The sequence below is a fragment of the Shewanella intestini genome (assembly GCF_018221465.1).
In the GTDB taxonomy this organism is placed as follows: Bacteria; Pseudomonadota; Gammaproteobacteria; order Enterobacterales; family Shewanellaceae; genus Shewanella; species Shewanella intestini.
On the sequence record NZ_JAAIKR010000002.1, the window covers coordinates 98,800 to 111,690 of the forward strand.

Here is a 12,891-nt window from a genome sequence, read left to right on the forward strand (position 1 = left end):
TTGGGATTTTTATTTTGTAGCTAATTAAAGAGTGTCAGTTGTCATGCTAATCCCTTTTTCACAAGGCAAATTAATTGTTACCGCACATGAAGTTCAGTGCCGGATACAGCAAAACCAAGTGGTGTTGTCAGCAAGCGTTGACGATATTAGTTGTTATCATCAAGGGCTAGTATTAGTGGCCGATGGTGGTACAGTTCGTTGGAGTATTGCGCTAGACAATGCCAAACAATTTGAACAGATTTTAAATGAAACAGGTATTGCTGCACTTTAATGGCGCTGATTGCCTCGACTGTGGCAAACAACACTTAGCACTTAGCACTAAACACATGGCATAGCGTGTAATAAGCGAACATCTAAGCACTGAGATAACCACATAGAATTTAGCGTGCTAAGCAATAACAATAATCATTAAAACTAAACATCACGAGATAAACAAAAGGATGAACATGTCTCCAACATATCAAACGACACAATTGGCCGATCGCATTGTGGTTGAACCGCAAACAACAGCGACAAGCTGCGTTATCTGGTTACACGGTTTAGGCGACTCAGGGGCAGGTTTTGCACCCGTTGTGCCGATGTTAAACCTAAATGCAGCACTGAATACGCGGTTTGTTTTTCCTCACGCACCAGAGCAAGCGGTGACGATTAATGGCGGCGCGGTCATGCGGTCATGGTATGACATTAAGAGCATGGATTTGCATGATAGAGCAGACATTGACGGAGTACTAACCTCAGAAGCGATTGTTAAGCAGCTAATTAATGAACAAAATGAGCAAGGCATTGCGAGCAATAAAATTATTTTAGCTGGCTTTAGCCAAGGTGGTGTCATGAGCCTATTTAGTGGTTTGCGATATGAAAAACCACTGGCAGGGATTATGGCGTTATCTTGTTATCTGCCAGCAGGCGAACATTTACCTGAAGGATTAAACCAAGCCAATGCCGCAACCCCGTTACTGCAACATCATGGTGAACTCGACGAAGTCGTGCCATTATTTGCTGGCAAAATGGCTTACCAAGCTGTTACAAAAGCGGGTTACCAAAGTCAGTGGCAAAGCTACCCTATGGGGCACAGTATATTGCCAGAACAATTAATTGATATTGGAAGTTGGATAAATCTGATGTTAGCTTAATTACACCAAGTTATTGATAATATGGAGTTAATATTCTTCAAGTATTGAAAGTTGAGGGGTTGTTGGTTTTTTATCAAAAAAAATTCAATAACGCCCTTGAATAATAAAACATCGACCGCATATCTGTATTTGTAGCAGGGAACACCCAATGAAATGCTCAACAGAGGTTTCAGTTCATTGCTACACATTGTGCCGAAAGGGCAATGGCAAACGCCAATAATGGCTAACTTTTAACATATTGCTTTATACAAGGATATGACTATGCGTCACTTTAATATTACCCCAGATCTCACTCCACTTTACCGTAGTGCTATTGGTTTTGACCGTTTAGCTAAACTGGCTGAACATGCTGCAAACAATGGCAGCAATTCCAGTGGTTACCCTCCATATAATATCGAACTACTTGGTGAAAACCGTTATAGCATTACTATGGCTGTTGCCGGTTTCTCAATGAATGAGCTTGAGATCACCAGTGAAGGCGATAAATTATTGGTTAAAGGCACTAAGCCTACCCAAAAAGAAGAACGCAAATATTTACACCAAGGCATTGCCGAAAGAGGGTTTGACCGTACTTTCCAACTGGCAGAGCACTTAAAGGTTGTCGGCGCAGCACTTGAAAATGGCTTATTAAATATTGAGCTGGTACGAGAGCTACCCGAGGCAATGAAGCCACGTAAGATTGCTATTAACAGCAGTCAGAATATGATTGAATAATCGTTAATTTGCATTGAATTCTCCATACCTCTTTGCCTAGTGTTGCTGCACTAGGCTTTTTTGATCTTTTAGTTATTGCCTACCATTACAAACAATCTTGCACTTATTTAAGATGTCTCACCGTTACCAACTTCATGTATCAAGTTGTACCTTTGTGGTCTGATTCTTCGTTGTTTTTTCTGGTATCAAAAATCTGATTAACTAACATGCCACCTATGATTACTACTAACGTGCCACCCATAATTAATATTTACCTTTTACCCTTTTAAAACGGTATTTGAAGGTGGCTATACCAAGACAACCCCTCGTGAGTATGGGCGGCAAGTCGTCTCTTTTTGCCATCTCTTTTGCGGAAAATACACCTATTTAAGCAGTACTGCGCCATTGCCTTTATCAGCTAAATAATCACCATCATTGTATATGGGACAGTTTGTCATCGACAAACAACCACAACCTATGCAACCGTCTAGTGAATCTTTTAAGTTCTGTAACATATCAATTCGCTGCGTTAATTGAGCTTGCCATTGGGTAGATAATTTAGCCCAATCTGCTTGATTTGGTGTTCGGTTATTAGGCAAAGATGACAGTGCCGCTTTAATTTCAGTTAGCGAAATACCTAAACGCTGAGCCACTTTAATGATGGATATTCTGCGTAGCACTTCACGTTGATATCGGCGTTGATTTCCTTGGTTTCTAAGGCTAGTGATTAACCCTTTTTGCTCGTAAAAATGCAATGTAGATACCTGTACCCCCGCACGTTTTGCGACTTGACCGACCGATAATTCAAACGATTTTGATGACATATTTATTTCTCGTTAATTATTTCTTTACCTCAAGTTAACTTTAGGTAATAGCATGAGTCAACGTTAATGGAGGAACAACATGCATTTAGAACATTTGAATTTGGTCGTGAGTGATTTACAACAAACATTGGCTTTTTATCAGGCTGCGATGCCTCATTGGTCGATCCGTGGTCGTGGAGAGGGACTCTGGCATGGTGTACAGCGTCAATGGGTGCACTTTGGTGATGATTATCATTATTTGTCATTTAACGATAATGGTACCGGGCAAATCCGAGATGTTAAAAGCCACGACTTAGGTTTAGGGCATTTTGCCTATGTCGTTAGCGATATCGATTCGTTAGTTAACCGTATGACACTAGCAGGCTTTAATATAGCTATTAATGGTGCGACAGATGAGTCACATAAAAGTGTTTATTATATAGACCCAAACGGTTATGAAGTGGAGTTCTTGCAATATTTTAGTGATATACCCAGTGAGCGAAATAAATATACAGATTAAGGCAAGCCAAGTGGTTGGGCTTTATTAAACCAAGTTGCACTAACCAAAAACGCTACCATTAGGTAGCGTTTTAGTTGGCTCTAATACAGTAACTTGTCTGCTTTAAACCTTTAAACCTACTAATAACTTATCTAGTTGCTCAGCAGTTTCAAACAGTTCTTCACAACCGGCAACTGCACCAGTTGCTGATAATTCCACATCTTGGGATTGGTTTTTTATTTCAGTTAAGTTGCTGGCAATGTCGTTGGCAACTCCTGATTGTTGTTCAGCTGAGGTTGCTATTAATACACTCATATCAAAGGCTTTGGTGCTGCGCTGGGCAATATTAGTTAAGTCTTCACCCGTGTGTAGAACATGCTTTTTACCTTCCTCTGCTTGCTCAACAGTACGTGACATCACTTGGGTTAAATTACGTGTGCCCGATTGTAATGCTTCAATCATGGTTTTAATTTCAACCGTTGCAGATTGTGTACGTCCTGCGAGTGTTCTGACTTCATCTGCAACCACGGCAAATCCTCGTCCTTGTTCGCCTGCTCGTGCTGCTTCAATTGCCGCGTTAAGTGCCAGTAAATTAGTTTGTTCTGAAATAGCATTGATCGTGGTAACAATGTCGTCAATTTTATTGGCGTTATCATTAAGTTCCACCACGGCGTTTGACGCATCGCCAATTTCGGTGGATAACACATCAATGGCATTAACTGTGGTTTGAATGTCTTTTGATCCCGTTGCCACTTGGTTATTTACTTCTTGTGTTTCAGTTGAAGATTGCTCTGCATTATTTGCAACTTCATGCACTGCGGCAGTCATCTCTTCCATAGCCGCGGCTAGTGAATCAAGGTGTTGACGCTGGTTAATTGCAAGTGCTTGGCCTTCTTCTGCGTTATTTCTGAAGGTGGATACGACATTACGAATTTGCTCTGTCGCTTGGGTAATATTTTTAACTAAATGATGTTGGCGTTCGACCAGTTTGTCGATACTAATGGCTAAAATACTGAACTCATCTCTTACTTCAAAAAATTTCAAACGCCCAGTTAAATCGCCATCAGCGGCTTGTCGTAATGCTTTTACTGAAGTAAATAGTGCGCCACCAACAAAGGTTGATATGTAATAAGCAAATATAAATAAGATAAACAATAGGGCGGCGACTAACGCGTAACTAAACCCTGTATTACCAACGTCGATATCTGAAAGGTTAACTTCAGAAACAATGACTTGATTATGGTTGTTACGCTTGCTGATGACAGATACCGTTGATTTAGACATATCGATACCACCGCCAGCATTAGCAAGGTTTTTTAAATCAAATGGCAAGGCATTTAGTTGTTGAATGCGTGAGTGAGATGAAAGTGTGGTCGCCATCGACTGGCGTTGATTATCAGGTATGGATTTTAAGGCACTATCAAGATAATTAATGGTGGCATTATTTGATTGAAGCACACTGTTTAAATAGGTTTGTTGCACATTTTTTTGATGTTGATGATTAAGGAAGACCGTCAGGCCTATCATCATTAACATGGGAACAATAGCAAGTATGGTAAATTTAGTTTTCAACGACATGTGAATAAGAAATTGATCGACCCATCTAAATTTTACTTCTTTCATTTTTGCCTCTTCTGAGTTGGCTTTAATTTAAGCTTTACCTGATATCGGTATCAAAAGCTGTAACTTTAACTAAATTGTTAAATTAGCGTACTTTTAAAAAATAATGTCTGTGTTATTTGTAACGCTGCCAGCAATTTAATGCATTAGGATGAATCACAAGGGTTGATTCTATAATGGCGCAGTATTTTCGCATACTTTGATGATTTGGCGGGAAAAAATAAGTGTTTTTGTACTAAATGTTGGATGAGGCTCATTAATGAGTTAAATAAAGGTGTTAATACCAAGTATTTGCAAGGAAAAATCAATAATCCGCTGGAAAAATGTAATCTGCTCACGTAAAATTTGACTCTTTTATTTAAAAAACAGATTTGAAACAAGTGTGGTTGTTTATGCTTGTTTAAGTATTGGCTCTTTATATGCCAGTTCATCGCATTTATATGCAATATGCAGTGGAAACAATAATGCAACAGTTAACCGAGATCGTAGAACAAGCCTTAGATGTCATCGAGAAGGCCAGTGATCTAAAGGCATTGGATGAAATCCGTGTCGATTACCTTGGTAAAAAAGGTAAAATCACTGACATGATGAAAATGATGGGTAAATTAAGTGCAGAAGAAAAACCTGCATTTGGTCAAGCCGTCAACCAAGCAAAGCAAGCGGTACAAAAACAACTTTCAGAACGTATTGAAGGGTTGAAAGCTGCTGAGTTAGAAGCCAAATTAGCAGCAGAGCAAATTGATGTGACTCTGCCTGGACGTACGCTTGAAGTAGGTGGGTTGCATCCTGTGACTCGCACTATCGAACGTATCGAATCATTTTTTGGTGAGCTTGGATTTAGTGTTAAACAAGGGCCTGAAATTGAAGACGATTTCCATAACTTTGATGCATTGAATATTTCAGAACACCATCCTGCTCGTGCTGATCATGACACCTTTTATTTTAACCCAAAGGTGATGTTACGTACGCAAACCTCAGGGGTGCAAATTCGCACCATGGAGCATGAGCAGCCACCACTACGTATTATTTCTCCAGGTCGCGTTTACCGTAACGATTACGATCAAACACATACACCGATGTTCCATCAAGTTGAAGGCTTGATGGTTGCCGAAAACGTCAATTTTGCTGAGCTTAAAGGTATATTACATGACTTTTTGCGTAACTTTTTTGAAGAAGACCTACAAGTCCGTTTCCGTCCTTCATACTTCCCATTCACAGAACCTTCTGCTGAAGTCGATGTAATGGGTAAAAATGGTAAATGGCTTGAAGTGCTTGGTTGTGGCATGGTTCATCCCAATGTCCTTCGCAGTGTTGGTATTGACCCTGAAAAATACTCTGGTTTTGCTTTTGGTATGGGCGTTGAGCGTTTAACCATGTTGCGTTATGGCGTGAATGATTTACGTGCCTTCTTTGAAAACGATTTACGTTTTCTTAAGCAATTTAAGTAACGGAGCAATAACAGATGAAATTTAGCGAATCTTGGCTTCGTGAGTGGGTTAACCCAAGTGTAAGCCGTGACGAATTGTCACACCAAATTACCATGGCCGGGCTTGAAGTCGATGGTATCGACGACGTTGCAGCACAATTTAGTGGTGTAGTGATTGGCGAAGTGGTTGAGTGTGGTCAACACCCTGATGCAGATAAATTACGTGTCACCAAAATTAATGTTGGCGCAGAAGAGTTAATCGATATTGTGTGTGGTGCACCTAATTGTCGTTTAGGTCTAAAAGTTGCTGTTGCCATGGTTGGTGCCGTGTTACCTGGTGATTTTAAAATTAAAAAAGCCAAACTTCGTGGTCAGCCTTCATTCGGTATGCTGTGTTCATATGGTGAACTAGGTATCGACATTGAAAGTGACGGTATTATTGAATTACCTGCTGACGCACCGATTGGTACAAATGTACGTGAATTCTTAGACCTTGAAGACTGCGTGATTGACGTAGATCTTACGGCTAACCGTGCCGATTGTCTTGGCATGGCAGGGCTTGCCCGTGAAGTCGGTGTATTGAATCGTCAAGCGGTGACTGAGCCAACATGGGAAGCCGTTAGTGCAAGCATCGATGCTCCGATTAGCATTAATATTGAAGCCCCACAGTCTTGTGGTCGTTACCTTGGTCGAGTAGTTAAAAATATCAACGTGAAAGCGCAAACTCCATTATGGATGCAAGAGAAGTTGCGTCGTAGTGGTATTCGTTGTATCGACCCGATTGTTGATATCACAAATTATGTATTAGTTGAATTTGGTCAACCAATGCATGCGTTTGACTTTAATACACTTAATGGTGGTATTACGGTTCGTTTAGCTGACGGCAAAGAAAAACTGACATTACTTGATGGTAATGAAGTGACCGTGCCTGATGACACCTTAGTCATTGCTGACGACAAAGAAGTGGTTGCATTAGCAGGCGTATTTGGTGGACAAGCAACCGGCGTAACTGAAAATACGCAAGACATTCTATTAGAATGTGCGTTTTTTGCACCACTAGCCATTATGGGTAAATCACGCCGTTTAGGCTTGCACACTGATGCTTCGCACCGCTTTGAACGTGGTGTTGATCCTCAATTGCAACACAAGGTGATGGATCGTGCTACTCGCTTGGTTCTTGATATTTGTGGTGGTGAAGCTGGACAAGTTGTTGAAGCTGTATCTGCTGCTGATTTACCTAAGCCTGCACAAATTACATTGCGCCGCAGTAAATTAGATAAAACATTAGGTCATCATATTCCTGATACTGATGTGACTGAAATTCTAGAACGTCTTGGCTTTACTGTTGCAGTAAGCAATGAACAATGGAATGTCACTACCGCAACTTACCGTTTTGATATGGCAATCGAAGAAGATTTGATTGAAGAAGTTGCGCGTATTTATGGTTATAACAATATTCCAAATGTTGCCCCAGTTGCAGCTCTGAATATGTCAGATCATAAAGAAGCGGATATGCCTCTTAAGCGTGTACGTGACTTATTAGTCGCAAGAGGTTTCCAAGAAGCAATTACTTATAGCTTCGTTGATCCAAAATTACAATCTCTTGTACATCCTGAACAAACACCAATGGTTTTACCTAACCCAATTTCAGTTGATATGTCTGCAATGCGCTTATCAATGTTTACGGGTTTATTAGCTGCCGTTGGTCATAACCAAAACCGTCAACAATCGCGTGTACGATTATTTGAGACAGGTTTACGCTTTGTGCCTGATGAAACTGCAGATGCAGGCGTTCGTCAGCAAGCCATGTTGGGCGCGGTAATTTCAGGTAATCAAAGTGATGAACATTGGTCAATGGAGTCAAATACAGTCGATTTCTTTGATTTAAAAGGTGATTTAGAATCTATTATCGGCTTGACAGCAGCGGATTGTGAATTTAGCTTTAAAGCAGCAACTCATCCTGCGCTGCATCCAGGACAATGTGCTGAAATATTAAGAAATAATCGAGTCATTGGTCATATTGGTGCGCTACATCCTAGCCTAGAAAAACCATTTGGCTTAAATGGCAAAACAATTGTTTTCGAGTTAGAACTAGACGCATTATTGCAGTCTAATTTGCCGCTAGCCCAAGCTGTATCGAAGTTCCCTGCTAATCGTCGTGACATTGCCGTGGTTGTAGATGAAAAAATTTCTGCAACTGACGTGATGAATTTGATAAGAAAAGTTGGCGAAAATCAGTTGGTTGGCTTAAACTTGTTCGATGTATATCAAGGTAAAGGTGTAGAGCCTGGCAAAAAGAGCCTCGCAATCGCACTTACATTACAAGACATTACTCGTACACTTGAAGAAAAAGATATTTCTGAGACTATTGAATCAGTTGTATCAGCTCTTAAGAGCGAGTTCAACGCATTGTTGAGGGATTAAAGTATGGCACTTACCAAAGCCGAAATGGCAGAACATCTTTTTGAAACATTAGGCATTAACAAGCGTGTCGCGAAAGAGATGGTCGAGACTTTCTTTGAAGAAATTCGTGAAGCACTAGAAAGTGGTGAGCAGGTCAAGTTATCTGGCTTTGGCAACTTTGACCTTAGGGATAAAAATCAAAGACCGGGAAGGAACCCGAAAACAGGTGAAGATATTCCTATCTCTGCCCGACGTGTTGTGACATTCCGTCCAGGACAGAAGTTGAAAACACGAGTTGAAGCAGCTAACGCAGATAAGAGCTAATTCGCATACAAAATCTGTATAATTGATTTTGTTTAATAAAAAAGCTTCCCATTTCTTTGGGAGGCTTTTTTTATTTTTATGTCGGTTTAAGCTTGTGTAATTTCACATCTTTTGTTTGAACAGGCTAGAAATCATTTTCCTTCCTTTTGATAGTTGATAAAATTATAGGCCGTTTATATTTCTATTGAGTGGAGTTTTCTTGGCGTCTTCATCTAAAAAAAGAACCCCTAAACATTTTGATCGTCGTTTCAAAATGGCGTTGTTGCACCCTAAATATTGGCCGACTTGGATAGCGATTGGGATACTGTTGCTATTTGGTATTATGCCTGCGTGGCTTCGAGATCCTATTGCACGCGCTTTATCTACTTTGGTTGTTAAAATAGCTAAAAAGCCACTACATGTTGCCAAAATCAATATTGGTATGTGTTTTCCAGACATGAACGCTGAGCAAATTGATGCATTAATCAAAGACAATGTGACCCATTTTGTTATTACGCTATTGTCACAAGCTGAATTAATGCTGCGCTCGAATGAATATATTAAGCAACGAGTGCAATTGCATGGCATTGAAAACGTAATTGCAGCGAGAGAGCAAGGCCAACCGATAATCTTTATTATGCCTCATGTGTGGCCAATCGATTACGCAGGACTGCGCCTTAATATTGAAGTGCCGATGGTCACAATGGTTAAAGCACACAATAATGGTTTATTTAATTGGTTTAGTAATCGTATGCGTAGCTCACAAGGTGGACACGTGTATATGCGAGAGGCGGGAATAAGAGCCCTAATCACTGAGCTTAAACAAGACAATAGCTTTTTTTATTTACCCGATGAAGATTTAGGTCGTGAACAAAGTGTGTTTGCCCCATTTTTAGGGACAGAAAAAGCTACGTTGCCAGTAGTAGGGCGTTTAGCTCAAGCTGGTAATGCTAAAGTAATGCCTGTAACCATTGGTTATGATCAATGCGCCCGAGTGTTTAATTTAACGGTTCTACCTGCTGTTGCGCCGGAAACGATGCAAGGCAAAGAAAACGAAGCATTGGCATTAAACAAAATTGTCGAGCAGGTGATTATTGCTTACCCTGAGCAATATATGTGGTTTTTAAAATTATTAAAAACTCGCCCAAATCCGGATGAAAATATTTATCGCTAGGCTGTTATTAAAAATAAAAATCCCACTTAACAAAAATGAATAAGCGGGATTTTTTATGTTTAAAGCGAGTGGAGTTTATTGTGTCGCTTTAGTATGGCGTGCGAGTAAATTTTGATTAATATCAGCCATAGATAACTGTTGATCTTCAAGTAATACAATTAAGTGATACATTAGATCAGAGGCTTCATTAATCAGTTCTTCTTTATCGTGGGTTGCTGCTGCAAGTGCAGTTTCTAATCCTTCTTCCCCGACTTTTTGTGCAATGCGCTTAGTGCCTCGGTCAAATAATGACGCGGTATAACTGGTGTCAGGGCTTTGGCTTTTACGTGAAATAATCACATTGGTTAAATTATCAACAAATGGGTGGGCTTGGCCGTCCTTCCAACAGCTTTCAGTGCCTTTATGACATGTTGGGCCGTTAGGGATAACTTGAACTAAAAACGTGTCATTATCACAGTCATTATCGATAGCGACTAATTGTAATGTGTTGCCCGATTCTTCACCTTTAGTCCATAAGCGTTGTTTTGAGCGACTAAAAAAAGTAACTAACCCGGTGTTGAGGGTTTTGTCTAATGCGGCTTTATCCATGTATCCAAGCATTAACACTTTGCCTGTTAAATGATTTTGAATAATTGCAGGCATTAGACCTTGTTGTTTATCCCAGTCAACGTTGTTTAAATCAAAGAATGTAGTTGTCATGGTTTTTTCCATTATTTTAAAGGCGAACAGGGATAGCTTCGTTATGTAAGTATTGCTTAAGGTCGTTGATATCAATAATGCCTTTATGGAACACACTCGCAGCAAGGGCTGCATCGACATTTGCTTGTTCAAAAACCTGTTTAAAGTGCACCATTTCTCCCGCGCCACCCGAGGCGATCAGTGGTACATCTGATAAGGCGCGGATTAATGATAACTGGGTGATATCGTAGCCACCTCTCACTCCGTCTTGGTTCATTACATTAAGTACAATTTCACCGCATCCACGTTGTTGGACTTCTTCAACCCAATCTTGGGTAAACCATTGGGTGTCTTTAGTGGCGGCTTCATCGCCAGTAAATTGCTTCACTTTATAACTATTACTGGCTTTGTCATAGTAAGAATCGATACCAACTACGATACATTGGCGACCAAACTCATCTTGCAAGCGTGAAATTAAGCTTGGATCGGTTAACGCCGGCGAGTTAATTGAGATTTTGTCGGCACCAAAAGCCAATTTTTCTCTGGCTTGTTCAATCGTTTTAATGCCGCCAGCGACACAAAAGGGAATATCAATCTGCTCTGCAACTCGACTGACCCAAGATTTATCGACTACGCGATCGTGAGCGCTGGCAGTGATGTCATAAAATACGAGTTCATCTGCCCCTTCAAGTGCATAGCGTGCAGCAAGTGGCACAATATCGCCGACAATTTCATGATCACGAAATTGTACGCCTTTAACAACTTTACCATCGCGGACATCTAAACAAGGCACTATGCGTTTGGCCAACATGCAATTGCCTCCTTGACTGTAAAGTTTTCAATTAATAAGGCTTTACCAATAATAATGCCATTGGCTTGGCTGTCTTTAACTGCTTGAACATCGTCTAAGGTTGCAATGCCACCTGATGCTTGCCAAAGGATCTCAGGGTAAAGGCTAGCAAGCTCTTGATATAAATCCGTGTTGGCACCTTGTAGGGTTCCATCGCGGCTAATATCAGTGACTAAAGCATTCTTTAATCCTACTTGTTTAAAGTCTGCTACGAGGCTTTCAAGTGATTTTCCGCCACCGGATTGCCAACCAGAAACCGCAACAATTTTGTTGCCATTGATGTCAATATTGACATCAAGCGCTAAACAAATGGCATCGCTGCCATATTTTTTAAACCAACTTTTTACTAATTGTGGATCTTTTACAGCTAGCGAGCCAATAACAACCCGTTTTACCCCAATGTCTAATAGTTCTTTAACTTGTGCTTCACTGCGAATCCCGCCACCTACTTGAATGTCAGTTTGCAAGCCTGCAACCAGTTCACCAATAAGTGTAATTTGGCGTTTTTGCGGATCTTTTGCGCCAGTTAAATCGACAATATGTAAAAGTTTGGCACCTTGGTTTTGGTAAGATTGAAGCTGTGCCAGTGGGCTTAAGTCAAAGGTGGTTTGTTGTTGGTAATCACCTTGGTATAAACGCACCACTTGACCATCAATTAGGTCAATTGCAGGTATGATCATTGTGATGTCCCCATATTTAAGAAATTTTGCAGTATTTGTGCGCCAATTTGGGCGCTTTTTTCAGGGTGAAATTGCACCCCAAAAAAGTTGCCATTGCCAATTGCTGCACTAAACGTTTCACCATATTCACATTGGGCTAGCGTGTATTGGCTAATAGGTGCTTTAAAGCTATGGACAAAATACACATAGCTGCCGTTGGCAATGCCTTTAAAAAGCGGGTGGTTACCGACTTGAATTTGGTTCCATCCCATGTGCGGTAGCGGCAATCCTTGACTATTTAATGCCGTTATTTGCGTGGGGATGACATTCAAACACTCAACATTTGATTGAGCGCGTCCGCCGTGCTCTTTTGACAACGCTGATAACATTTGCATACCTAAACAAACACCTAAAATGGGTTGGGTTAAGCTTTTAATTACAGTGACTAAATCACGATTATTCAATGCATCCATTGCTGCGCCAGCAGTGCCAACACCGGGCAGCACCACCCGAGTGGCAGCTTTAATTTGTGCATGTTCTGCTGTCACGACAACGTTGGCATTTAATCGCTCGAAAGCATATTTAACAGAGCTTAAATTTGCGCATCCTGTATCGATGATTACTGTAATATCATTGGCATTTACAGACAT

At 40.6% G+C, this 12,891-nt stretch carries 14 protein-coding genes; 8 read left to right on the top strand and 6 right to left on the bottom strand.

Going from position 1 to position 12,891, the window contains the following annotated elements:
• Positions 1-43: 43 nt before the first annotated feature.
• From G3R48_RS03530 to G3R48_RS03540, 3 genes are all read left to right on the top strand, one after another.
• The gene (locus tag G3R48_RS03530) at positions 44-271 is read left to right on the top strand and encodes a DUF3389 family protein (RefSeq protein WP_153663165.1); all 228 of its coding nucleotides are present in this window, start codon (positions 44-46) and stop codon (positions 269-271) included.
• A gap of 175 nt (positions 272-446) precedes the next feature.
• The gene (locus tag G3R48_RS03535) at positions 447-1,133 is read left to right on the top strand and encodes an alpha/beta hydrolase (protein ID WP_153663166.1); all 687 of its coding nucleotides are present in this window, start codon (positions 447-449) and stop codon (positions 1,131-1,133) included.
• Between the two features lie 261 nt (positions 1,134-1,394).
• A complete protein-coding gene (locus G3R48_RS03540; protein WP_153663168.1) occupies positions 1,395-1,847 on the top strand; it encodes an Hsp20 family protein in 453 nt (150 codons plus the stop codon).
• Positions 1,848-2,209: 362 nt separating this feature from the next.
• On the opposite strand, the gene soxR is transcribed toward G3R48_RS03540, so the two are convergent.
• Positions 2,210-2,650 (bottom strand): redox-sensitive transcriptional activator SoxR, encoded by a 441-nt coding sequence (gene soxR, locus G3R48_RS03545; protein WP_153663170.1) that lies wholly within the window; start codon positions 2,648-2,650, stop codon positions 2,210-2,212.
• Positions 2,651-2,729: 79 nt separating this feature from the next.
• Between soxR and G3R48_RS03550 the strand changes: the two genes are divergently transcribed.
• A complete protein-coding gene (locus G3R48_RS03550; protein ID WP_153663172.1) occupies positions 2,730-3,149 on the top strand; it encodes a VOC family protein in 420 nt (139 codons plus the stop codon).
• Between the two features lie 102 nt (positions 3,150-3,251).
• On the opposite strand, the gene G3R48_RS03555 is transcribed toward G3R48_RS03550, so the two are convergent.
• On the bottom strand, positions 3,252-4,751 hold the full coding sequence (locus G3R48_RS03555) for a methyl-accepting chemotaxis protein (protein ID WP_153663174.1): 1,500 nt from the start codon (positions 4,749-4,751) through the stop codon (positions 3,252-3,254).
• A 461-nt stretch (positions 4,752-5,212) separates the two neighbouring features.
• On the opposite strand from G3R48_RS03555, the gene pheS reads away from it, so the two are divergent.
• The 4 genes from pheS (at position 5,213) to lpxM (ending at position 10,054) form a co-directional block, all read left to right on the top strand.
• Positions 5,213-6,196 carry a phenylalanine--tRNA ligase subunit alpha gene (pheS, locus tag G3R48_RS03560; protein ID WP_153663176.1) on the top strand — a complete coding sequence of 328 codons (984 nt, stop codon included), beginning with the start codon at positions 5,213-5,215 and terminating at the stop codon, positions 6,194-6,196.
• A gap of 14 nt (positions 6,197-6,210) precedes the next feature.
• A complete protein-coding gene (gene pheT / locus G3R48_RS03565) occupies positions 6,211-8,598 on the top strand; it encodes a phenylalanine--tRNA ligase subunit beta (RefSeq protein ID WP_153663178.1) in 2,388 nt (795 codons plus the stop codon).
• A 3-nt stretch (positions 8,599-8,601) separates the two neighbouring features.
• A complete protein-coding gene (ihfA, locus tag G3R48_RS03570; protein ID WP_153663180.1) occupies positions 8,602-8,901 on the top strand; it encodes an integration host factor subunit alpha in 300 nt (99 codons plus the stop codon).
• Positions 8,902-9,100: 199 nt separating this feature from the next.
• Positions 9,101-10,054, top strand: coding sequence for a lauroyl-Kdo(2)-lipid IV(A) myristoyltransferase (gene lpxM / locus G3R48_RS03575; protein ID WP_228497366.1), 954 nt, complete (start codon positions 9,101-9,103; stop codon positions 10,052-10,054).
• Positions 10,055-10,129: 75 nt separating this feature from the next.
• On the opposite strand, the gene hisIE is transcribed toward lpxM, so the two are convergent.
• Genes hisIE through hisH form a run of 4 tightly spaced genes read right to left on the bottom strand, consistent with a single transcriptional unit; the run spans position 10,130 to position 12,891 of the window.
• Positions 10,130-10,753, bottom strand: a complete 624-nt coding sequence (gene hisIE / locus G3R48_RS03580) for a bifunctional phosphoribosyl-AMP cyclohydrolase/phosphoribosyl-ATP diphosphatase HisIE (protein ID WP_153663182.1) — start codon at positions 10,751-10,753, stop codon at positions 10,130-10,132.
• A gap of 16 nt (positions 10,754-10,769) precedes the next feature.
• Entirely contained in the window at positions 10,770-11,543 is a 774-nt protein-coding gene (hisF, locus tag G3R48_RS03585; RefSeq protein ID WP_153663184.1) for an imidazole glycerol phosphate synthase subunit HisF, read from the bottom strand.
• A complete protein-coding gene (hisA, locus tag G3R48_RS03590) occupies positions 11,525-12,262 on the bottom strand; it encodes a 1-(5-phosphoribosyl)-5-[(5-phosphoribosylamino)methylideneamino]imidazole-4-carboxamide isomerase (RefSeq protein ID WP_153663186.1) in 738 nt (245 codons plus the stop codon). The genes hisF and hisA overlap by 19 nt, the downstream gene beginning before the upstream one ends.
• Positions 12,259-12,891 (bottom strand): imidazole glycerol phosphate synthase subunit HisH, encoded by a 633-nt coding sequence (gene hisH, locus G3R48_RS03595; RefSeq protein WP_153663187.1) that lies wholly within the window; start codon positions 12,889-12,891, stop codon positions 12,259-12,261. Before hisH ends, hisA begins: the two co-directional genes overlap by 4 nt.

What these genes read in the sequence shown, in the direction of transcription:
- G3R48_RS03550 (WP_153663172.1), top strand. Translation starts at nt 2,730, where the DNA reads ATGCATTTAGAACATTTGAATTTGGTCGTGAGTGATTTACAACAAACA.
- hisIE (WP_153663182.1), bottom strand. Translation starts at nt 10,753, where the DNA reads ATGACAACTACATTCTTTGATTTAAACAACGTTGACTGGGATAAACAA.
- G3R48_RS03535 (WP_153663166.1), top strand. Translation starts at nt 447, where the DNA reads ATGTCTCCAACATATCAAACGACACAATTGGCCGATCGCATTGTGGTT.
- soxR (WP_153663170.1), bottom strand. Translation starts at nt 2,650, where the DNA reads ATGTCATCAAAATCGTTTGAATTATCGGTCGGTCAAGTCGCAAAACGT.
- G3R48_RS03555 (WP_153663174.1), bottom strand. Translation starts at nt 4,751, where the DNA reads ATGAAAGAAGTAAAATTTAGATGGGTCGATCAATTTCTTATTCACATG.
- G3R48_RS03530 (WP_153663165.1), top strand. Translation starts at nt 44, where the DNA reads ATGCTAATCCCTTTTTCACAAGGCAAATTAATTGTTACCGCACATGAA.
- ihfA (WP_153663180.1), top strand. Translation starts at nt 8,602, where the DNA reads ATGGCACTTACCAAAGCCGAAATGGCAGAACATCTTTTTGAAACATTA.
- hisA (WP_153663186.1), bottom strand. Translation starts at nt 12,262, where the DNA reads ATGATCATACCTGCAATTGACCTAATTGATGGTCAAGTGGTGCGTTTA.
- pheT (WP_153663178.1), top strand. Translation starts at nt 6,211, where the DNA reads ATGAAATTTAGCGAATCTTGGCTTCGTGAGTGGGTTAACCCAAGTGTA.
- pheS (WP_153663176.1), top strand. Translation starts at nt 5,213, where the DNA reads ATGCAACAGTTAACCGAGATCGTAGAACAAGCCTTAGATGTCATCGAG.
- hisH (WP_153663187.1), bottom strand. Translation starts at nt 12,891, where the DNA reads ATGTCTGTAAATGCCAATGATATTACAGTAATCATCGATACAGGATGC.
- hisF (WP_153663184.1), bottom strand. Translation starts at nt 11,543, where the DNA reads ATGTTGGCCAAACGCATAGTGCCTTGTTTAGATGTCCGCGATGGTAAA.
- G3R48_RS03540 (WP_153663168.1), top strand. Translation starts at nt 1,395, where the DNA reads ATGCGTCACTTTAATATTACCCCAGATCTCACTCCACTTTACCGTAGT.